The organism is Bartonella sp. W8122 (genome assembly GCF_016102485.1).
In the GTDB taxonomy this organism is placed as follows: domain Bacteria; phylum Pseudomonadota; class Alphaproteobacteria; order Rhizobiales; family Rhizobiaceae; genus Bartonella; species Bartonella apihabitans.
In genome coordinates this window covers 1-20,298 of sequence record NZ_JACFOO010000003.1, presented here as the reverse complement: position 1 = coordinate 20,298, position 20,298 = coordinate 1, and the positions used below count along the sequence as shown (strand labels likewise).

Genomic DNA, 20,298 nt, shown 5'->3' with positions numbered 1-20,298 from the left:
ATTAACGCCGAAAATAAAAAGTTTTTGGTTTTCGGCGTTGGCAGAATAAAAACTTTTCCGTTCGGTTTTGAGTTTTCGCAAAAAGTCATTACAGGGAATGAAAAACTTGAAACTGCAAATATTTCTTAAAAAACTTGCGGGCAGAAGTGCATCTGCCCACAAATATGCAATTGTTTTAGTTCTTTGTTGCAGCACTCAAATAACGTTCGCCACTATCAGGGAAAATTGCCACAATCATTTTGCCTTTATTTTCTTCCCGTTCGGCAATGCGGGTTGCGGTCCATAAAATGGCAGCAGCCGAAACACCGGGGAATATTCCCTCTGTGGTTAAGAGATCACGTTGAACATTAAGAGCATCAGCAGTGTCGAGTGAAAAAATTTCATCAACCACTTCTGCCGCATAGTTCTTTGGTAGAGACTCTGCAGGCACTTCACTTACCTTGTGCACCCCGTCAATTTCATCGGGATAGGGATTTTCTTCGCTAGGAAGCGAGGTTTCTGCCGGTTCTGCAATAACGACTTTGATTTTCGGATTTTTCGATTTCAAATATTTTCCGGTTCCCGACACTGTTCCGCCTGTTCCCATGGCACAAACCAGAATATCCACCTGACCGTCTGTATCTTCCCAGATTTCAGGACCGGTCGAGACAATATGAACCTTCGGATTATCGGGATTGGCCAATTGGTCGATAAAAAAGGCGTCCGGATTTTCCGAAACGATGCGGGCAGCCATTTTTTCCAATGCTTCCGGATCCATAAAAAAAGCATTTTCAACCGCAATCACTTCCGCACCATAAAGCTTGAGAAGTTTTATTTTGTCGGCGCTGATATTATCGCTCACATAGAATTTCGTTTTATAGCCTTTGGCCGCTGCCACAGCGGCAAGCGCAATGCCCGTATTGCCGCTTGTAACATCGACAATGGTATCGCCCTTTTTCAGTTTGCCGGATTTTTCCGCTTCATTAATCATATTCAAAGCGGCACGGTCTTTTATACTGCCCGCCGGATTAAGATATTCCAGTTTGGCAATAATACGTGATTTCAAATGATGTTTTTTGCCGTAATGATGAAGCTCGACAAGTGGTGTCTTGCCGATAAGTTCGGTGATATTGTGATGGATTTTCATGGGGATAATTCTCCGCTATTCTTCTGCCATGCCTTTGGGATTGGTTTCTGAAACGTCGAGCGCTTCATCTTCCAGATGCCATTTCTCGAGAATTTTTCTGTAAACTCCCGACTTTATAAGTCCGTTGATTGCAATCGTGATCGGTTCGGCAAGACCACTTGATTTTCTCGTCGCGACCGAAACGTCGGAACGATCGGGCCAACCGGCAAGAAGTGTCCCGACTTTGCGCAAATTGCCATCACGCAATGCCATGTAAGCCAGTTTTGCATGTGGAGCGACAATCACATCAGCCCGCCCGGACTGTATGGCAAGAAGTCTTGCAGCACTATCATCATAGTCTTGAAGTGCGATCGGCTTCAGCTTTTCACGGGTAACAATATCATTCCAGTGTAACATGATACGTTCCTGATTGGTGCCGCTACCGACGACAACCCGATATCCGGCGAGGTCCTCGGGTTTTTCGACCTTCTTGATCGGGCTGTCGGTTCTTACGTAAAATCCATGGATACCCTGACGATAGCTGGAAAAATCGAACTTCTTTTTGCGTGCTTCGGTAACGCCGACATTTGCTAGCACCGCGTCATACTTGCCGGAAGATAAACCGAGTGGCCAGTCGACCCACGGAATGGGAACAAGCTCGAACTTTTTACCTAAACTTTCGGCGATTGCAGAGGCAAAATCCGCTTCCGAACCGATAGGCGTTTTGGCATCATTTGCATAAAACAATAACGGCGGATCGCTCGGGGCAACAGCAACAGTAAATGTGTCCTGTTTGACGAAATGATAGTCTGGCGGAATTACTTTGATTGCGTCGTCATTTTTGCCTACGTGAATGCGTCCATTCTGTTCGGCAGTGGTGTCAAAAAAGGGCTTCTGGTCAAGCGCCGAAGTATTCGTTACCGTTTCGATGAGGACGACGAGAAGGATTAAGGGAAGAAAAAGTTTTGTCTTCTTCATGGGAGTGTGACCGGTTTTTCTGAAAAATTTATCTTTATTGGGCTTTAGGTTTTGGCAGGCCGGGGGGATTGATTTGCGATTGTGAAACAGCTTCTTCCCACAAATTCCAACGTTTCAGGATTTTTTCATATGTCCCGTCGGCAATCATATCATTGATTGAATCCGAAACGGGTTTGGTGAGCGGGCTGTTTTTCGGCAAACCAACGGCAATATCGGCGGTTAATGGCCAACCACCATTGACAGTGCCAACCAGCCTTGTTTTTCCGGTTGTGGCAGAAATATAGGACTGCATGGCGTTAACGCTGAAAATTGCATCTGCGCGGTCACTGTCGAGAGCCAGTGTTTGCAGGGCACGGTCATCATAATATTGAACTTCGACCGGTTTCAAACCGGCTTTTACATTCTGGTCGTTCCATTGCAAAAGCAGTTTTTCCTGATTTGTACCGGCATCGGTAATCACCCGCAAACCGGCAATATCTTTTGCTTCTTTGACTTCTTTTATAGGGCTCGATTTCTTGACATAGATACCGATAATATCATGACGATAAGTGGCAAAATCGAATTTTTCTTTGCGCTCTTCGGTAACCGTCAAATTGGCGATGACAGCGTCATATTTGCCGCTCGATAAACCCAATGGCCAATCTGCCCAGACAATTTCAACAAATTCCAGCTTTTTGCCCAAGCGTTCGGCAAGTGCAGAAGCGAGATCGGCATCCAGTCCGATCGGAGTTTTTGCGTCGCTTGCATAATCATGCAAAGGCAAACTGCTATTGGTATTGATTGCAATCGTCAATGTATCTTTTTTGACAAAAGGGACATTGGCGACTTCATCAATACGTTGCTGGCTCGCTGCTATATGCGGTCGACCGGGTTGTTCGGGTGAAAAATCGATCGGCACCGTTTCAGACCGGGAGAGCTGTGAATAGGTGATGCCAATGACGACAAGCGCTATTTTGGCATAGGTATTTTTATTAAAGAAACTCATCAAGAAACCTCCCGGTGTTGGGCAAATAGCCTCATCTGGAAATGTTCGATTATTTAAAAACCTTGTTCAGAAAAGCTTTGGTTCTCTGTTGTTTTGTATGGTTGAAGACCTCTTCGGGACTTCCTGTTTCAACTATTTTTCCGCTTTCCATGAATATGATCGTATCAGCAACTTCGCGGGCAAACCCGATTTCATGGGTGACGACGATAAGTGTCGAACCGGTACGGGCCAATTCCTTGATGACATCGAGCACTTCTCCGACAAGTTCCGGATCAAGGGCAGAAGTCGGTTCATCAAAAAGCAGAACTTTGGGGCGTAGCGCCAATGCACGGGCAATGGCGACACGTTGTTGTTGCCCACCGGAAAGCTGGCGTGGATAAACATTGGCTTTGTCTTTCAAACCGACACGGGACAACAGATCAAGCGCTTCTTCAACTGCCTTTTTATGGGGAAGTTTTTTCACTTGTGTCGGTGCTTCGATAATGTTTTCGAGAACAGTCAAATGCGGAAACAAATTGAAATTCTGGAACACCATGGCAATGTCGGCGCGCTGTTTCAAAATGTCTTTTTCTTTGAGTTCATAAAGTGTATTTGCTTCTCTACGATAGCCGATCAATTCGCCATCTACATCAATAAAGCCGCTATCAACACGTTCAAGGTGGTTGATTGTTCTAAGGAGCGTCGATTTTCCGGAACCTGATGGTCCAAGAATAACGGTTACACTCCCTGCCGGCACTGTAAGGCTGACATTGTCCAACACCTTATTAGCACCGAAATATTTCGACACGTTGTGAACATTGACTTCTGCACCATCACCTGAATAGAGATTGCCGAAGCCCTGATGCTGGCACTCGTCAAGTGAAAAGGCCTCGTCATCGGTTAATGCCTCGACTTCTTCCTTGAAGGTCAATTTGTCGTTCGACTCTGTAGTTGACGGCGTTTTGAAAAATGACAACTGTCCGGCAAGATTGCGTACACGGCGGCCAATGCGTGAGAAAGCGAGTTCCGAAGGGTTGCGTACTGCGCCTTTTGCATAGATGCTTTCAATATAATATTGGGCGATCGAAAGCACTGTCATAATGACAAGATACCAGACGGTTGCAACCATCAAAAGCGGTATCACTTCGAGATTGCGCCGATAGATAACCTGAACGGTGTAAAACAATTCCGGCAATGCCAAAACGTAAACCATAGAGGTACCTTTGGCCAAACCGATAATTTCGTTAAAGCCGGTGGGAAGAATAGTGCGCATGGCTTGCGGCAAGACGATGCGCAAGACTTGCCGTTTTTTCGATAAACCGAGCGAAGCGGCAGCTTCATGTTGTCCGTTATCGACCGATAAAATGCCGCCTCGTACGATTTCGGCAAAAAATGCCGACTGGTTGAGGGTCAAGCCGATGAAAGCAGCAAGAAAAGGTGTCAACAAAGATACCATCGGGTAATTGACGAGTATTTCGCCATTCAACGGATTGGTGAGGCGGATGCTTTCATAAAGATAGCCCAGATTGTTGAGAATGAGCAAAAGCACAATAAGCGGCACGGAGCGCAATAACCAGATATAGCTCCATGACAGGCCGGAAAGCAGTGGCGATTTTGAAACACGGGCCAATGCCAGACATGTTCCAAGTAACGAGCCGGATATCGTTGCAAGGATGGTCAGCAAAATTGTGCGTCCAAGGCCGGCGAGAACCGGTTCGGATAAAAACCATGTTGCGAAAACCGGCCATCCCCATTTTTCGTTTGTTAAAACCGAATATAAAATAACCGCAATCACAAGAACAGAAAAAACCGTGCCGAACATTCGCAACGGATAGCGCGCAGGTATGACCTTGCAATCCGAATATTGATTTGTTTCAGAATCGAATTTTGCGGACAGTTCGGGAGTATGAATATCTGTTAGTGATGACATGGGGGCTCCTTCTCAAAGGCTTGTTGGCGGCAATGCGCTTTCGGCTTTGACAGGTGAGAATGACTGCAAATGATGATCGAGGCCATTATCCCGATTACGATCGGGTTCGTGATTTTTGTTGCGGATGTCTTTTTCAAACGGCAAATGGCGATAAGCTTCCCAATCGCCATTCAAATCAAAAAGATTGGTATAGCCATTTTTCAGATAGAGATTGACAGCCTCCGGTTGGCGAAAACCTGTGGTGAGATAAACGCGCTTGTAACCTTGCAATTGCGCTTGTCGTTCGAGTTTGTCGAGAATGAGGGCCGCAAGCCCCTGACGACGATAACCATTATCAATCCAGATGCGTTTGAATTCGGCTGTTGTGTCATCATAAAATTTGAAAGCACCGCCGCCGATCGTCTCTTCTCCGTCAATCAGGAGAAGAAAATTTCCCCGTGACGGGGCGAAATCTTCAGCCGGATAACGGTCAAGCTCGGCTTTAGCGCCTTCTTCATCATAGAAGGTGCCGTAACGGCTATCATATTCTTCTATCAAGGCGGCGCGAAGCCGCGCTGCTCGCGGATCCTTGAGGCTGGTAAAAACAAATTGTTTCATGGGCGTTTCCTCCCTCAGGAATTGGCCGCAAGGGGGAGAACATCATTATTTTCCCTTGTCAGTTGAATGGTGGTTTTTTGACCGGCACCATCGACCGGTTGGCTTTTGAGCAAGGGAAGGAATTGATTTACAGCCTTATCAATGCGGGAAACGAGATATTGTGACTGGATTTCATTATCCGGCCCGAAATCACGTGACGAAGCATAAATCGCGGTTGGCAGGCTGTGCGCCATGAAGAAACCGAAAAGCGGGCGTAACTGATGTTCAACCATCAAAGCATGACGGTCGCCACCACCAGTTGCTGAAAGAAGCACAGGTTTTCCATAAAGTCTTTCAGGTTCGATGAGATCAATGAAATGTTTGAACAATCCCGGATAACTGCCTTTATAGACCGGACTGCCGATAATAATGGCGTCTGCCAATGTCAGTTCTTCAATAATTTTTTGCCCTTTCGGCTCAAGCTTGTCGGCACGCTGGGCAAGACCGAGCGTGGTTCCGATATCCAGAAGATCATAGGTCACAACCTCTGTGCCGAATTTTTTGGCCACTTTTTCGCCAATATAATTGACGAGAGCGGTGGTTTTTGATGGCCGGTTGAAACTGCCGGAAAAAGCGATCACTTTGCTCATGTTTTGTCCTTTCGGCTTCAAGCAGCAACGATTTGCTGTTTTTCGGCATAACGGTTCGAGGGAATGGAAAGACCCAGATTTTCACGCAATGTGTTGTGATGGAGTTTGCGATCAAAATAGCCGCGTTCTTCAAGGCGAGGCAGAATTTCGGCAGAAAAATCGTAAAAGCCTTGGCCGCTCACCTGCATAGTGAGGATGAAGCCGTCGGCAGCGCCGCTGTCAAACCATTCGATGATGCGATTTGTAACGTCGTCATAACTGCCGATAAAATCGCCACGTTGTGTGGTTACCTTGAGTGCCACTTCACGTAAAGTCAGGCCTTTTTCTTTTGCCTCTTGCTTGATGTGGTCGCTCGTTGAACGGAAACTGTTTTTCCCGATGTCGCCAATTTCGGGGAAAGGTTTGTCGAGATCATATTGCGCAAAGTCGTGATGATCGAAATAGCGGCCAAGATAGGCAAGTGCATCTTCAATATTGACGAGATTGCGGATTTCGCGGAATTTTTCTTCTGCCTCTTCTTTGGTTCGCCCTACAATCGGGTTGATACCTGGGAAAATTTTCACATCATTGAGCGAGCGACCATGTGCAACCGCTCCATCCCTGATGCGCTTGGCATAGTTTCTGGCCTCGTCAATATCTCTGATGTGAGTAAAGACCGCCTCGGCATATTTGGAAGCAAAATGGATGCCGGACTCGGATGCGCCAGCCTGGAAAATGACCGGTTCGCCTTGTGGGGAACGCTGGATATTGAGCGGCCCTTCTACCGAGAAAAACTTTCCGTGATGATTGACGCGGTGCATTTTCTTCGGGTCGAAAAACTGGCCGGTTTCGCGGTTACGAATAAACGCATCTTCTTCCCATGAAGACCATAGCCCTTTCACCACGTCGATATATTCGCTGGCGATTGCATAACGCAATGTATGGTCGGGGTGAGGGCGGCCATAATTTTTGGCGGTCCCTTCAAGCGGAGTTGTTACAATGTTCCATGCAGCCCGCCCGCCACTTAAAAGGTCAAGCGAAGCAAATTGGCGCGCAACTGTAAACGGGTCGCTGTAAGAAGTTGAAACAGTGCCACCAAGACCGATTTTCGACGTATGTGCGGCAAGAAACGATAGAAGAGTGAGCGGTTCGAAGCGGTTTAGAAAATGCGGAATTGATTTTTCATTGATGTAAAGCCCGTCGGCAACAAAAACGAAAGCGAGCCCCTCGGCTTCAGCGCGTTTGGCAAGATTGACATTGTAAGCAATGTTGACACTCGCATCTGCCGGAACAGAAGGGTGGCGCCATGAATTCATATGGCCGCCTGCACCATGAAGCATGATGCCGAAATTGATTTTTTTATGCGTCATCTTAAATCTCCTTGATATGGGTCAGGCGGCGAGTTTTTCTTGCTCGAAAGCAAGAGCGCCAATTGCATTGATGCGTTCTTCGACACTGCTTGCAGGCAATTCCAACATGAATTCACCAATGCCAAACTGGTGATGAAGAGCTTGCAGCTCCTTGTTGACCGTTGCGGCAGTGCCAGCAATAATCTGTGTGCGATGTTCTTCGATGGTGTAATCGGAACGACCGGAAAGACGGCCGAAATCTTCTGCTGCTTCCAAAGTGGTGAGCGAAAATGTTTTGCCATCGGAAAAATGGATTTTATAAATGGCAATTGCATCGGCGCGTTCTTTTGCCCGCTTGTCGGATTTATCAATGACTGCGGCAAGCGCCAATTGCGGAACGCCACCCGAAGTTGCCCGACGAAAAGTGGAAACAGTATTTTTCAACTTCTCTTCGCTGCCATTCAAATGTCCGGCATAGCTGAATTGCCAGCCGAGGCGTGCAGCGAGTTTTGCGCTTTCGGCACTTGCTCCAAGCAGGAAGGTACTTGCACGGACTTCCGGCTTGGGTGTTGCGGCCAATCCGGCAAATCGCCCGTCCTTGATTTCCTCGCCGCCGAGGAGCTTATCGAGAAGTTCCAGTTTCTCTTCGAAACCGATGCGGTTTTCATCCGAAAATTCCGCCTGAAGTGCTGCTGTTGTATGTGGCAAACCACCCGGTGTTTTGCCGATGCCGAGGTCTACGCGTCCCGGTTCGATAGCCGAGAGCACATTGAAGACCTCAGCTATTTTATACGGGCTATAATGTTGCAACATGACGCCACCCGAACCGATGCGGATTTTGCGCGTTGCTGCCAACAGATAGGCAACAAGTATTTCCGGTGCGCTCGACGCAAATTCTTTGGAATGATGATGTTCAGCTACCCAAAAACGACGAAAACCAGCCGCTTCTGCCGCACGAGCTGTTTCTACTGCATTCCGTAACGCTTGCCCTGCATTGCGGTTGATATCAAGCGGGCATTTATCCAAAAGGCTCAAGTCATAGACCATTACAAAATCTCCTGCCGGTTAAACGGTTGTTCTGTCCTTATTCCTTCCGGACACCGTCTCGTTTTTTATAATCGGCGGAGAATTCGGATTTTGATAGCCTATCCATTCTATAGTTTTTCGAAATGTTAAAAAACATTTCCTGCTTTTCTCGGGTTTTTAAATTGGGATAATGGTCAATGAGCGCCGGAAAGGCGTATAAAGTTTCAAACCAACATTATTTAGAGAAGTTCAAACCTGTATCATTCAGAAAAGAGGTAACGATGGCCAAAGATATTCTTTTTCTATTGCCAAAGGCTTTTAAAGATCCAAACCAACCTGATAAATTGTTTTATTGTCCTCATTGCTTGCCGATCGAAGGGGCGCTTGCCTCTTTTAAAGATAAGCTCAAAGATCTTGATGTGCGCTATGCCGAATTCACCCGTCCGCGCCAAAACGTTATTGCGCTTGCCGGTGAAGACAATCAGTCTCTGCCACTCCTGATCCTTGGCGAAGGGCGTAAAACAGAGCATAAAACGGGTGACTATAACGGTCATCAGCTCGTGGCGGGAGCAAAACCGATATTGGCGGCCTTGGCCGAGCTTTACGGTATTCCGGTCAGCCATTGATTGCGGATTTGAGATAATTGCGGTCGATAGAGTGCAATCGGAACTGTTCATTGAAGAACGTCCGATTGCGTTCCAAGCCAAGGCTCGACAATTCTGTCATCGCACTATTTTTCGCCGAAAATTTTTGCAAAAAGAAATGTGTCAAACAATAATGGCGTCAAACAATAAAGGCATTGCCTTGGGCAAATATGCAGTGAAGAGAAATATAGAAAATTGCTTTTCCTGTCTCCTGTGGCAATCGGATAATGTTTGGTTCTTCGAAGGAATTTTGCCCTTATCTTTTTTAAAAGAATTGCTTGAAAAACAGGCGTAATCGTCAAAGAAAACCGGACGCGGCATAACAGCGTTTCCGGTATTTCGATTTTCTTACCGATGGGATTATGAAATCCGCATCCGATTGTCGTTTCCGCGGGTTACAATTAAAAAGCGAGCAAGTTTGGTATGGCTTTTTGGCTTTCTTTTTAGCTCGTTGAAGCAAGTGACCTTTTATTTCACAAAAATGGTGTTTTAAACGGATAAAAGAGTAAAACAAATTATGTTCCGGCTTTGCTTTTGAAGCGATTTATGATAGGAATATTAATGTTCAAGTTGTTTGAACGGATTAAATGAAATTTATTGTATGAACTTGCAATGTTACTTCTTTGGCAAGCATGTAATTTATTGAATAAAAACGCCCTTATAACAAAAATATTGTTTTTTTTACTGCGTCATTTTTGCCTCTTGTTTTGTTCCATTGTAAACACTAACTCAAAAAAACACCTCTGTTGAAAAGGGAGAATTTTCATGACGAATAAAGTAGCTGTAGTCACGGGTTCAGGTCAGGGAATTGGTCGCGCTATTGCTTTGCATTTGGCAAAAGACGGCTTCAATATCGGTCTTGTCGATGTCAAGAAAGACAAGATTGCTGCTGTTAAAAAAGAAATCGAAGCTTTGGGGCAGAAAGCCACAACCATCACCGGTGATATTTCTGTGCGTGAAGAGGTTTATGGAGCGATCGAGCAAGCCGAAAAAGACCTCGGTGGTTTTGATGTGATGGTCAATAATGCCGGCATTGCACAGGTCAACGCTTTGGCCGATGTAACACCTGAAGAAGTTGATAAAATTTTCAAGATCAATGTTGAGGGCACCTTGTGGGGCATTCAGGCTGCCGCCAAGAAATTCATTGCGCGCAAACAAAAAGGCAAGATTGTCAGTGCTTGTTCAATTGCCGGACAGGAAGGTTATGCAATGCTTGGCATTTATTCGGCAACAAAATTTGCCGTGCGCGGTTTGACACAAGCTGCTGCCAAGGAATATGCTTCCCACGGGATTACAGTCAATGCCTATTGCCCGGGTGTTGTGGGGACAGATATGTGGGTGGAAATTGACAAACGCTTCCATGAGACCACAGGTGCACCGCTCGGTGAAACCTATAAGAAATTTGTCGGCGGCATTGCGCTTGGCCGTGCCGAAACACCGGATGATGTTGCAAATCTTGTTTCGTTCCTTGCAAGTCCGGCTTCCGATTACATAACCGGTCAATCCATTTTGACAGATGGCGGTATGGTTTACCGTTGATAAGCTTATCGACACCTCAAACGCGTGAGAGAGCCGGCAGTTTTGTCGGCTTTTTTCTCATCGGATCGGCTTGTCATTCAAATAGCGGCAATAGTGGAAATGGTCATCCGGAAAACATGTATTTTTCGACTATCTTATTTTATGATATTTTTTGTTCATTGACGTGACGCTTTTGTTGACTATTTTGGGATAGTCGATTTTCGATAGATCAAACGACCGGAATTGGCTGATAATCAATGGAAAGCGGGGCAAAAGCCGAATATTAAAACGTAATCAGCCGGATTGCTTTTTTACAGAAAATCATTGGGAGAAATCGCTGGAGCGGCTCTCATTCTTCGATGAAGCGGTTTTTGTTTTTCTGATGATGCCGATTGTAAATTATAAGTTTACCGCTTCTGCCATGTTCTTTGCATGGTGATTTCTTTCGGCGGTTAAAGCAAAAATCCATGGGCAAAATTACCCCTATTCGTAATGACCATATAGAACCGCAGTGATAATACCATGAGGCAGATTGAGATTATGCCTTTTGGCAATTGGCCAAAGCACATTCGTGAGTGTTGTGATAGTGCTTTGCGGCGGGCGCGAAAGTGGATCGGGGCTTGCTGGAATGGCACCATGCAGCAGGTGTTGACAGTGCATCCCAACACTTTGCGATAGTACATTTTTTGAACATTTCCACACCTATAGGAGAGCCCTTTTAGTCTCCTTAAAAAATTCCGCTTCTACGTTACTTCACAACATAAGCACTGTTTAGACTGCTCTTTAATTATCAAAAAATAACATTATTTGCAGTTTCTTTGTTATTTTTTGTTAAAATATGTTGAAAAATGGTTTTTTGCCGTTTAATTTACGAGCGGATAGAAAAGGGGAGGCAGCGATGCCTGAAAAATATAATGTCTGTGTCGTAGGGCTTGGATCAATGGGAATGGGGGTTGCGCGTTCATGTGTCAAAGCCGGCCTGACCACCTATGGTGTTGACCTTGATTTGGCAAAATGCCGTGAACTTGTTGAAGCCGGTGCGGCGGGTGCAGGTGCAGGCTGCGAGCAAGCTGGCGAACTTGACGCATTGGTTCTTCTGGTTGTCAATGCCAAGCAATGTAAAGCGGTTTTGTTTGGCGAAAACGGTTTGGCCGATCGTTTGAAACCCGGTACAGTTGTTATGGTTTCTTCCACGATCTCGGCAAATGACGCGAAAGAAATAGCCGGTAAGCTTGAACAAAAGAAGCTTAATGTTCTGGATGCTCCGGTTTCCGGCGGTGCAGTCAAAGCAAATGCGGGCGATATAACCGTTATGGCGGCAGGAAAAATTGAAGCTTTTGACAGGCTTGCCCCCGTTCTGAATGCTGTTGCCGGCAAAGTTTATAATATTGGCAAAGAAATCGGGCTGGGTTCGACAGTCAAGATTATTCACCAATTATTGGCCGGTGTTCATATTGCCGCCGGTGCCGAAGCAATGGCGCTTGCTGCCCGTGCCAATATTCCTCTTGATGTCATGTATGATGTGGTCACCCATGCAGCCGGAAATAGCTGGATGTTTGAAAATCGCATGAAGCATGTGGTTGATGGCGATTATTCACCAAAATCGGCTGTTGATATTTTTGTCAAAGATCTTGGGCTCGTTAATCAAACCGGTCTGGCTTTGAATTTTCCTCTCCCGCTTGCGGCCACTGCCTATACGATGTTTGCCAATGCTTCAAATGCCGGTTTTGGCAAGCTTGATGATTCGGCCGTTATCAAAACATTTTCAGGCATAAAATTGCCGGGTCAGGATGCTTGAAATGAAACTTGGTGTCATTGCCGACGATTTTACCGGTGCAACGGATATTGCAGGATTTCTTGTCAAAAACGGTTTGAAGACCGTGCAATTGAATGGCGTTCCGCGTGACGGTGTCAGCGTTGATGCCGATGCGGTTGTTGTCAGTCTGAAAAGCCGTTCCTGCGCGCCTGAAAAGGCAGTTCACGATAGCCTTGCGGCATTGCAATGGTTGAAAAATCATCACAGTGAACAGTTTTTCTTCAAATATTGTTCAACCTTCGACAGCACTTCCAAGGGGAATATCGGGCCGGTCACGGATGCTCTGCTTGATGCTTTGGGCGAGGATTTTACTGTTATTTGTCCAGTTCTTCCGGTGAACGGACGCACCATTTATTGCGGCTATCTTTTTGTGAATGGCGTGCCTTTGAGCGAATCGGGAATGCGCCATCATCCGGTAACGCCAATGACAGATTCCAATATTATGCGGGTGATGGAGTCACAATCCGAAGGGCGTTGCGGCAATGTTCCAAGCCAAATTATTGATAAAGGCATTGCGGCGGTTAAAAATTGTTTGCAACAATTTCGCCAAAGCGGTTTTCGTTATGCTGTTCTGGATGCACTCAATGACAAACATATCGAAATATTGGGAAAGGCCGTTGCCGATATGAAATTTGTTACCGGCGGTTCCGGCCTTGCCGACGGTATGGCGCGCGCGTGGACAGATTTGCATGGTGATGTCGAACAGGCAGAAGCGGCCGGCCAACCCTTGGAAGGGGCGACTGTGGTTCTCTCCGGTTCCTGTTCGCAAATGACAAATGCTCAAGTTGCAAAATATAGAGAGACGGCGCCGGCATTGGCTGTAGACGTTGGCCGCGCGGTGAGCGACGCGAATTATTTTTCGGAACTCGTCGAATGGGTAAAGCAAAACAGCAATCAGAAATATGCGCCATTGATTTATGCGACAGTGATGCCGGAAGAGCTTTCCAATACGCAAGCAAGCTTTGGAGCAGAAACGGCGAGTCAGGCCATTGAAACGCTTTTTGCAAAAATTGCCAAAACATTGGAAAGCCAGGGCTATCGGCGTTTTATCATTGCAGGTGGCGAAACATCGGGTGCGGTTACTCAGGCGCTTGCGATTGAAGGGTTTAAAATCGGGCCGCAAATTGCCCCCGGTGTGCCGTGGGTCAGAAGTATCGGCAAGTCGCTTTCACTGGCATTGAAGTCAGGCAATTTTGGTGATGAAGATTTTTTCTTTGTCGCCCAACAGATGAAGACGGTTAAAGGGGAGTAATATTATGCCGCGTTTTGCTGCCAATCTTTCTATGATGTTCACCGATGTTCCTTTTATTGAACGTTTTGGCCGTGCCGCCAAAGCCGGATTTGAAGCGGTGGAATTTTTGTTTCCTTATGATTTTGCGCCTGAAAAGCTTGCAGAAGAACTTAAGAAAAACGATTTGAAGCAGGCCTTGTTCAACATGCCAGCAGGAAAATGGGATGAAGGCGAACGTGGCATGGCGGCCATTCCCGGACGTGAAAAAGAATTTCGCGACAATGTGGATAAGGCTTTGGAATATGCTTTGGCATTGGATTGCAAATGTCTTCACGCTATGGCGGGTGTGGTGAACGGGCTTGATCGCAAAGAATGCGAAAAAACATTTATCGAGAATTTCCGTTATGCAGCAGACAAAGTTGCACCGCATGGAATTACTGTTTTGACGGAACCGATAAATACCCGCAATATGCCGGATTATTTCGTCAATCATCAGCTTGATGGCTTAAGGTTGATGGAAGAAGTGGGGCGCAAAAATGTTGCTGTGCAGTTCGACCTTTACCATGCGCAAATTATGGATGGTGATTTAACGCGATTGACAGAAAAAATGGCGGGAAAATTTGCCCATGTGCAGGTGGCTTCTGTGCCGGATCGCCATGAACCGGATGAAGGCGAACTGAATTTTTCTTACATTTTCGAGGTGCTTGATCGGGTAGGGTACAAAGGTTTTATCGGCTGCGAATATAATCCGCGCGGCAAGACCGAAGACGGTTTGGGTTGGTTCCAACCTTATAGCAGAAAATAATCCTTATAGCAGGAAGTCATCCCGATAGCTGGAAGCAGTCCAGATAGAAGAAAGTAATCCCGATAACAGGAAGTAGTGATTGTGATACCCGCAGAACGTCAGGCCCTGATTATTCAACATTTGTCGCAACGACAAGTCTTGTCGATTGCCGAAATTGCCGACATGTTGGGCGTCTCGCAAATGACTGTCCGGCGGGATATCAGGGCGCTTGAAGATCAGGGGCGGGCTCTTTCTGTTGCCGGTGGTGTAGAATTGCCGGAGCGCATCTCGCGAGAGCCTTCGCATGTTGCAAAACGCGCCATGGCGCATAACCAAAAAGTAGCGCTTGGCAGATTCGCCGCAAGCTTTGTAAAGCCCGGACATGTTGTCTATCTTGATGCCGGCACAACAATGTTGGAACTGGCGCGGCAATTGGCAAACATTCCCGACATTATCGTTGTGACCAATGATTTTGTTATAGCAAGTTTTTTAAGTGAGGAAAGCACATGCCGCCTTTATCATACAGGCGGGGAGGTCGAGCGTGAAAACCAGTCCTGTGTGGGAACTTCGGCAGGGCTGACCATTCGTCAGTTCAATTTCGATATAGGTTTTATTTCAACCTCTTCATTCGGCACGCGCGGTATCTCGACACCGCAAGAAAATAAAATTCCGGTTAAACGCGCAGTCGTCGAGAGGTCTTCCCGCCGCATATTGGTAACCGATAGCAGCAAATACGGTCTGGTGGGGACATTCAATGCCATTCCGCTTGAAGCGTTGAATATGGTTATCACCGACGATGGTCTTCCGCAAAATGCACGGGATGCCATTACCGAAAGGGGTATCGAGCTGCGTCTCGTATCCTATGAAGAAAATCCGACAGAGGGGCAAAATCATGGGTAGGATTATTGTAACCGGTGGGGCCGGTTTTCTGGGCAGCCGGCTGATTGCAAATTTACTGAAGGAGCAAGGAAATAAAAGCTTTCCTGCTTTCAAAGAAATTCTATCTGTCGATCTTGCCGATTGTCCGGTTAAAGATGACCGTGTGAAATCGGTGAGAGGCGATATAGCCAATCCCGACTTTGCCAAAAAAATTGTAACCGCTGACACGGTTGCAATCTATCATATGGCTGCGGTTTTGAGTGGACAATCGGAAGCCGAATTCGACACCGGTATGCGGGTTAATGTCGACGGAACCCGCGCGCTTCTCGAAGCGGCACGCAAAACCGGGAAAAAACCGTTTTTTATTTACACCTCTTCGCTTGCGGTCTTCGGCGGCCCCATGCCCGATGTCGTACCCGAAGATCTCGCTTTGATGCCGCAATCTTCTTATGGTGCGGAAAAGGCAATCGGAGAATTGCTGGTTTGTGAATATAGCCGCAAAGGATTTGTTGATGGTCGTGTCTGCCGTTTGCCAACGATTGTGGTGCGTCCGGGCAAGCCGAATTCTGCTGCGTCGTCTTTTGCAAGCGGCATTATCCGCGAGCCGCTTTCGGAGATCAAATCGAACAATCCTGTACCCGCATCGACCTTGATGTGGCTTTCATCACCCGATGTTGTGGTCAAAAACCTCACCCATGCTTTGACTGTCGGCGAGCAGGAATTGGGTTTGAAGCGTGTTCTCAATCTGCCCGGATTATGCGTCAGCGTAAATGAAATGCTAGAAAGTCTCGAACGTGTCGCCGGACATGAAACGCGCATGCTTGTGAGTGAAAATCCAGAACAGCGTATTATTGATATTGTGTGTTCATGGCCGGGCAATTTCGATGTTTCGCGCCCGCTTTCATTGGGCTTCATTCGCGACCGCGATTTCGACAGTATCATTCGCCAATATCGGGATGAATTTGTCATCCGATAACGTTGCTTGGAACACCCATAGAAAACGAGGTAGAAATAATGACAGAACAGGAAACCCGCGAGCTTCTTGTCGAACTTGGCGCAAGTCTTTTCCAGCGCGGTTTCAGCGTTGGTAGTGCCGGCAATATTTCTGTGCGACTTGAAGACGGTTATCTCATGACCCCAACCAATTCATCATTGGGAAGGCTTGATAGTAAAACATTGAGCAAGCTCGATCAGAATTGGAACCATGTTTCAGGTGATCGCCCTTCCAAAGAAGTATTCATGCACCGCGCTTTTTTCAGAGCGCGTCCGCAAATAGGCGCAGTCGTTCACCTTCATTCAACATATGCAACGGCCATCAGTTGTATGCCGACAGGGCGCGAAGACCATCCGATTACGCCTTATACGCCTTATTTTGTCATGCGTATCGGCAACAGATTACCCGTTATTCGTTATTACCGGCCGGGTAACAGCGAGATGGAAGAAGAAATATTTGAACAGGCAAAGACAGCTTCCGCACTTTTGTTGGCCAACCACGGATCAGTGGTTTCGGCGAAAACACTTGTCGACGCAGTCAATGCAGCCGAAGAGCTTGAAGAGTCAGCCCACCTTGCCCTGATGCTGCAAGATAAACCGGCGCGGGCACTCGATAGTGACCAGATTGAAGACTTATTGAACACTTTTAAACAGTAACAAATAGGTAAATCACTGAAAATATGAACCAATAGCGAACAATTACGGGAGGGTTGTCTATGAACACATTGGGTTCACTACAGGAAATCGATCGAAGCAATGAGGATTTTACTTATCGTAAAATTGCATTCCGGATCGTTCCCATTCTCATGATCTGTTATATCGTTGCTTATCTTGATCGTGTGAATGTCGGATTTGCAAAACTACAAATGGAAGTTGATCTCGGCTTTAGCGAAACGGTTTACGGTTTCGGAGCCGGGCTTTTTTTTATCGGTTATTTTTTCTTCGAGGTTCCGAGCAATATTCTTTTGCATAAAGTCGGCGCGCGGTTATGGATTGCCCGTATTTTGATTACCTGGGGAATTTTATCTGGGATTTTTGCCTTTGTGCAAAATGAATGGCAATTTTACAGTTTGCGGTTCCTGTTGGGTGTTGCTGAAGCGGGGTTTTATCCGGGGGTTATTCTCTATCTTACCTATTGGTTTCCTTCCCATCGACGGGCAAAGATGTTCGCAATTTTCCAGGCCGGTAGCCCTGCTGCCGGAATATTCGGAAATCCTCTTTCCGGCTGGATCATGAACACATTCCATTCTGTCGATTCCTGGCATGGCTGGCAGTGGATGTTCGTGCTTGAAGCGATCCCTGCTGTTGTTTTGGGTGTTATCGTACTGCTTTATCTTGATAATAGTGTGGGCGGCGCAAAATGGCTTGACGCCAATGAAAAGGCTTTGGTTTCGCAAGATATAGAGGCCGATCATGCTGCCGCGGCATCAACACATTCGTTTGCCGAACTTATCAGAAATCCTATGGTTTGGCTCATGTCTTTCATTTATTTCTGCTTTGTGATGGGGCAGTATGGGTTAACCTTGTGGTTACCGACATTGATTAAAGCATCCGGCGTAGAAGACAATCTGATAATCGGTCTTCTTGGGGCTATCCCCTTCATCTGTGCAATTATTGCCATGGTTTTGTTCTCGCGCAGTGCCGATAAACATCGCGAGCGGCGCTGGCATCTTGTTGTGCCGGCTCTAATGGGCGCTTTCGGCTTTATCATAGCAGCAACCGCCACGAGCACGACAGTGTCTATTATTTTTCTGTCTTTTGCGACTGCTGGCGTTTTGTCATGTGCACCACTTTTCTGGTCGTTACCAACAGCCATTCTAAGCGGTTCTGCCGCAGCGGCCGGAATTGCAATCATCAATTCGATTGCCAATCTCGCTGGTTTTGCGAGTCCATGGATGGTTGGCGCTTTGCTTGATCTTACCCATTCACCAGCTATCGGAATGTATGTTCTTGCAGGTTTTCTGGTAGTGGGGGCTGCGATTGTGCTTTCAATATCGGCGGAAAGAGTCAACCGGTAAAATAACCATATAGGCAAACCGCCTTGATCTTAAGAAGCGGTTTGCCTGTTACCATAAGCGATTTCAAAGCGATTATTTTTAATCTGCTTATTTTAGTAAATTTATATTGAGAAAAAACTATTCAAATATTAAAAAATTTATCTCACACAGTGTCATAGAATTTCGTTTGATATTGATATTTTCAATATAATATTTTCCCCCTTTTTTCTCGCTCTTTATGTTTTTGAATTTGCTGACGGTGTCTCGAACGGGGAAGAATTAATCGAATAATATATATCTTATCACATATGTATCTTGTCGAAAGACGCATTATCGCATCCTTAAGCCAATTAAAATAGCTCGATAGAACTTCCGGCTTTTATTTTAGCAGATAAGTAAGAGCTTGACATATTGGATGGAGGCTTTTGAAACATTTGCCCGCAGGGTTTATGCAATTATCTGCCTGATTGCCAAGCCGCCAGAAGTTCAAAGAACAAAGCTTGCATTAAAGAGATTGGCATTAATGATGTCGGGAATACAGAAGCCGGCAATAAAGAGGCAGGCATTAAAGAGGTCGGCAATAAGGAAGTTGACATTGAAGAGTTGGGGAATAATAAAGTTTGAAAGAATTTTTGCAATAATAGAGTTTACACTAATAAAGCTTCAAAGTAGTGCCGCCCGATCAATAAATATTAACGATTGCCAAGAAACTTTAGCCCGAACATTGCAAGCGCATATATCGCCGATCACGTGAAAGCTGTTGATCTTGGCGAAGATTTGTCTATGGAATGTCAGCTCAAAATGAGAAAGAAAGCCAATCGAAAATAGATCGGCGGGTCTTCTCCACCAAGAGGTGTGTAAGCAATCCAAGCTAAAAAAACAAAACAGGGTTAATGAATGGTTGAAAACCGGTCATAAAAAATTCGATGATTGGATAAAAAAATTAAACTCATTAATATTTCTATTTGGAAAATGGGATAAAACTATTAATGATGATTTGTTTAAAAAATTTTATAAATATGCATAATAAAAGTATACAATTATTATATTATTTTAAATTAGTAATTTAAAAAATATATATAAAATTTTATCAATTAAATTATTAAAAAATAAATTTTAATGTAATTATTTATATTATAAAAACATGATTAATATAAATAAGGATATATTGTATATAATTAAATACATGAATTTATTTGAGAAAACGAATAAACGAATATTTCAAAATCCGTAAGTTTACGAAATAATTTATTCTAAATAACGGATTGCACGGATTGGTTGCGTCGTTTGGAAAAGCAGTTTTAAGTTGCAAAAAACATAAAAACAACCATAAGTAGTATTGTCTATTGTCTTTCCCGCGTTAGGTATAAGACAATGTGTCGTTCGCAAGCACATGCTTCGGTGGGTGTTTTGGGGGAAATCTCGACTATTGGGTGCTGAGCATGTGGTGATTGAAACCACATTGATATTTTTATGAGTGACCCAGGTAGCGAGATATGACGAAGTCGGAAATCATCAAACAACACCCATCAGTGAAGTTGACTGTTAATAGCGGTTCTGTTGATAGTGGTGGCAAGCCGCATAATTTTGTTCTCACAGCGGATAAGGAAAGTATTACCAACTATTCCCGTTCGGGCAATGATTTGGTGATTGACTTTGTTAATGGAAAAACTGTCCGGATCAACAATTTTTTCAGTTCGGGACAACCGATTTGCAATTTGATATTTATTGATGATGGCACGACATGGCTGACCGACTTCGGCCAGGCGCTTACAGATAATGGCGACGGTATTGTTGATACCAATGTTTTTTATGAAGAAATAAAAGATAAGAGCGGTTTTTCACAGAATGTATTGTTAGGAATTCTGGGTGCAGCTGC

The 20,298-nt window shown here is 45.5% G+C and carries 19 protein-coding genes; 10 read left to right on the top strand and 9 right to left on the bottom strand.

Annotated features, from left to right (window positions below):
* Window positions 1-175: 175 nt before the first annotated feature.
* The 8 genes from H3S83_RS11180 to H3S83_RS11145 all read right to left on the bottom strand — a co-directional run bounded on the left by H3S83_RS11180 (window position 176) and on the right by H3S83_RS11145 (window position 8,578).
* Window positions 176-1,126 carry a PLP-dependent cysteine synthase family protein gene (locus H3S83_RS11180; RefSeq protein WP_198239873.1) on the bottom strand — a complete coding sequence of 317 codons (951 nt, stop codon included), beginning with the start codon at window positions 1,124-1,126 and terminating at the stop codon, window positions 176-178.
* 15 nt (window positions 1,127-1,141) lie between these two features.
* Window positions 1,142-2,083 (bottom strand): ABC transporter substrate-binding protein, encoded by a 942-nt coding sequence (locus H3S83_RS11175; protein WP_198239872.1) that lies wholly within the window; start codon window positions 2,081-2,083, stop codon window positions 1,142-1,144.
* A 34-nt stretch (window positions 2,084-2,117) separates the two neighbouring features.
* Window positions 2,118-3,068: an ABC transporter substrate-binding protein gene (locus H3S83_RS11170; protein WP_198239871.1), complete on the bottom strand. Its 951-nt coding sequence runs from the start codon at window positions 3,066-3,068 to the stop codon at window positions 2,118-2,120.
* A gap of 49 nt (window positions 3,069-3,117) precedes the next feature.
* Window positions 3,118-4,869 (bottom strand): amino acid ABC transporter permease/ATP-binding protein, encoded by a 1,752-nt coding sequence (locus tag H3S83_RS11645; protein ID WP_304504616.1) that lies wholly within the window; start codon window positions 4,867-4,869, stop codon window positions 3,118-3,120.
* Between the two features lie 120 nt (window positions 4,870-4,989).
* The gene (locus tag H3S83_RS11160) at window positions 4,990-5,574 is read right to left on the bottom strand and encodes a GNAT family N-acetyltransferase (RefSeq protein WP_198239869.1); all 585 of its coding nucleotides are present in this window, start codon (window positions 5,572-5,574) and stop codon (window positions 4,990-4,992) included.
* Between the two features lie 14 nt (window positions 5,575-5,588).
* Window positions 5,589-6,203, bottom strand: coding sequence for an FMN reductase (msuE, locus tag H3S83_RS11155; protein WP_198239868.1), 615 nt, complete (start codon window positions 6,201-6,203; stop codon window positions 5,589-5,591).
* A 17-nt stretch (window positions 6,204-6,220) separates the two neighbouring features.
* The gene (locus H3S83_RS11150; protein WP_198239867.1) at window positions 6,221-7,552 is read right to left on the bottom strand and encodes an LLM class flavin-dependent oxidoreductase; all 1,332 of its coding nucleotides are present in this window, start codon (window positions 7,550-7,552) and stop codon (window positions 6,221-6,223) included.
* 21 nt (window positions 7,553-7,573) lie between these two features.
* Window positions 7,574-8,578: an MsnO8 family LLM class oxidoreductase gene (locus H3S83_RS11145; protein WP_198239866.1), complete on the bottom strand. Its 1,005-nt coding sequence runs from the start codon at window positions 8,576-8,578 to the stop codon at window positions 7,574-7,576.
* Window positions 8,579-8,838: 260 nt separating this feature from the next.
* Between H3S83_RS11145 and H3S83_RS11140 the strand changes: the two genes are divergently transcribed.
* Both H3S83_RS11140 and H3S83_RS11135 read left to right on the top strand, forming a co-directional pair.
* Complete coding sequence (locus H3S83_RS11140) at window positions 8,839-9,183, top strand: DUF3088 domain-containing protein (RefSeq protein WP_077973625.1); 345 nt, start codon at window positions 8,839-8,841, stop codon at window positions 9,181-9,183.
* A gap of 783 nt (window positions 9,184-9,966) precedes the next feature.
* The gene (locus H3S83_RS11135) at window positions 9,967-10,740 is read left to right on the top strand and encodes an acetoin reductase (protein ID WP_210326901.1); all 774 of its coding nucleotides are present in this window, start codon (window positions 9,967-9,969) and stop codon (window positions 10,738-10,740) included.
* Between the two features lie 462 nt (window positions 10,741-11,202).
* Here H3S83_RS11135 and H3S83_RS11130 read toward each other — a convergent pair whose 3' ends face one another.
* On the bottom strand, window positions 11,203-11,379 hold the full coding sequence (locus H3S83_RS11130) for a hypothetical protein (protein ID WP_198239865.1): 177 nt from the start codon (window positions 11,377-11,379) through the stop codon (window positions 11,203-11,205).
* 238 nt (window positions 11,380-11,617) lie between these two features.
* Between H3S83_RS11130 and ltnD the strand changes: the two genes are divergently transcribed.
* From ltnD to H3S83_RS11090, 8 genes are all read left to right on the top strand, one after another.
* Entirely contained in the window at window positions 11,618-12,517 is a 900-nt protein-coding gene (gene ltnD / locus H3S83_RS11125; RefSeq protein ID WP_198239864.1) for an L-threonate dehydrogenase, read from the top strand.
* Between the two features lies 1 nt (window position 12,518).
* The gene (gene otnK / locus H3S83_RS11120; protein WP_198239863.1) at window positions 12,519-13,787 is read left to right on the top strand and encodes a 3-oxo-tetronate kinase; all 1,269 of its coding nucleotides are present in this window, start codon (window positions 12,519-12,521) and stop codon (window positions 13,785-13,787) included.
* A gap of 4 nt (window positions 13,788-13,791) precedes the next feature.
* Complete coding sequence (gene otnI / locus H3S83_RS11115; RefSeq protein WP_198239862.1) at window positions 13,792-14,571, top strand: 2-oxo-tetronate isomerase; 780 nt, start codon at window positions 13,792-13,794, stop codon at window positions 14,569-14,571.
* Window positions 14,572-14,652: 81 nt separating this feature from the next.
* On the top strand, window positions 14,653-15,450 hold the full coding sequence (locus H3S83_RS11110; protein ID WP_198239907.1) for a DeoR/GlpR family DNA-binding transcription regulator: 798 nt from the start codon (window positions 14,653-14,655) through the stop codon (window positions 15,448-15,450).
* The gene (gene denD / locus H3S83_RS11105) at window positions 15,443-16,405 is read left to right on the top strand and encodes a D-erythronate dehydrogenase (protein WP_198239861.1); all 963 of its coding nucleotides are present in this window, start codon (window positions 15,443-15,445) and stop codon (window positions 16,403-16,405) included. The genes H3S83_RS11110 and denD overlap by 8 nt, the downstream gene beginning before the upstream one ends.
* Before the next feature lie 38 nt (window positions 16,406-16,443).
* The gene (locus H3S83_RS11100; RefSeq protein WP_198239860.1) at window positions 16,444-17,079 is read left to right on the top strand and encodes an aldolase; all 636 of its coding nucleotides are present in this window, start codon (window positions 16,444-16,446) and stop codon (window positions 17,077-17,079) included.
* A 59-nt stretch (window positions 17,080-17,138) separates the two neighbouring features.
* Window positions 17,139-18,440 carry an MFS transporter gene (locus H3S83_RS11095; protein ID WP_198239859.1) on the top strand — a complete coding sequence of 434 codons (1,302 nt, stop codon included), beginning with the start codon at window positions 17,139-17,141 and terminating at the stop codon, window positions 18,438-18,440.
* Between the two features lie 1,475 nt (window positions 18,441-19,915).
* Window positions 19,916-20,298, top strand: a 383-nt coding sequence (locus H3S83_RS11090) for a BapA prefix-like domain-containing protein (protein WP_198239858.1), incomplete at its 3' end; no start/stop codon positions are given.

What these genes read in the sequence shown, in the direction of transcription:
- H3S83_RS11180 (WP_198239873.1), bottom strand. Translation starts at nt 1,126, where the DNA reads ATGAAAATCCATCACAATATCACCGAACTTATCGGCAAGACACCACTT.
- H3S83_RS11175 (WP_198239872.1), bottom strand. Translation starts at nt 2,083, where the DNA reads ATGAAGAAGACAAAACTTTTTCTTCCCTTAATCCTTCTCGTCGTCCTC.
- H3S83_RS11170 (WP_198239871.1), bottom strand. Translation starts at nt 3,068, where the DNA reads ATGAGTTTCTTTAATAAAAATACCTATGCCAAAATAGCGCTTGTCGTC.
- H3S83_RS11645 (WP_304504616.1), bottom strand. Translation starts at nt 4,869, where the DNA reads ATGTTCGGCACGGTTTTTTCTGTTCTTGTGATTGCGGTTATTTTATAT.
- H3S83_RS11160 (WP_198239869.1), bottom strand. Translation starts at nt 5,574, where the DNA reads ATGAAACAATTTGTTTTTACCAGCCTCAAGGATCCGCGAGCAGCGCGG.
- msuE (WP_198239868.1), bottom strand. Translation starts at nt 6,203, where the DNA reads ATGAGCAAAGTGATCGCTTTTTCCGGCAGTTTCAACCGGCCATCAAAA.
- H3S83_RS11150 (WP_198239867.1), bottom strand. Translation starts at nt 7,552, where the DNA reads ATGACGCATAAAAAAATCAATTTCGGCATCATGCTTCATGGTGCAGGC.
- H3S83_RS11145 (WP_198239866.1), bottom strand. Translation starts at nt 8,578, where the DNA reads ATGGTCTATGACTTGAGCCTTTTGGATAAATGCCCGCTTGATATCAAC.
- H3S83_RS11140 (WP_077973625.1), top strand. Translation starts at nt 8,839, where the DNA reads ATGGCCAAAGATATTCTTTTTCTATTGCCAAAGGCTTTTAAAGATCCA.
- H3S83_RS11135 (WP_210326901.1), top strand. Translation starts at nt 9,967, where the DNA reads ATGACGAATAAAGTAGCTGTAGTCACGGGTTCAGGTCAGGGAATTGGT.
- H3S83_RS11130 (WP_198239865.1), bottom strand. Translation starts at nt 11,379, where the DNA reads ATGCACTGTCAACACCTGCTGCATGGTGCCATTCCAGCAAGCCCCGAT.
- ltnD (WP_198239864.1), top strand. Translation starts at nt 11,618, where the DNA reads ATGCCTGAAAAATATAATGTCTGTGTCGTAGGGCTTGGATCAATGGGA.
- otnK (WP_198239863.1), top strand. Translation starts at nt 12,519, where the DNA reads ATGAAACTTGGTGTCATTGCCGACGATTTTACCGGTGCAACGGATATT.
- otnI (WP_198239862.1), top strand. Translation starts at nt 13,792, where the DNA reads ATGCCGCGTTTTGCTGCCAATCTTTCTATGATGTTCACCGATGTTCCT.
- denD (WP_198239861.1), top strand. Translation starts at nt 15,443, where the DNA reads ATGGGTAGGATTATTGTAACCGGTGGGGCCGGTTTTCTGGGCAGCCGG.
- H3S83_RS11100 (WP_198239860.1), top strand. Translation starts at nt 16,444, where the DNA reads ATGACAGAACAGGAAACCCGCGAGCTTCTTGTCGAACTTGGCGCAAGT.
- H3S83_RS11095 (WP_198239859.1), top strand. Translation starts at nt 17,139, where the DNA reads ATGAACACATTGGGTTCACTACAGGAAATCGATCGAAGCAATGAGGAT.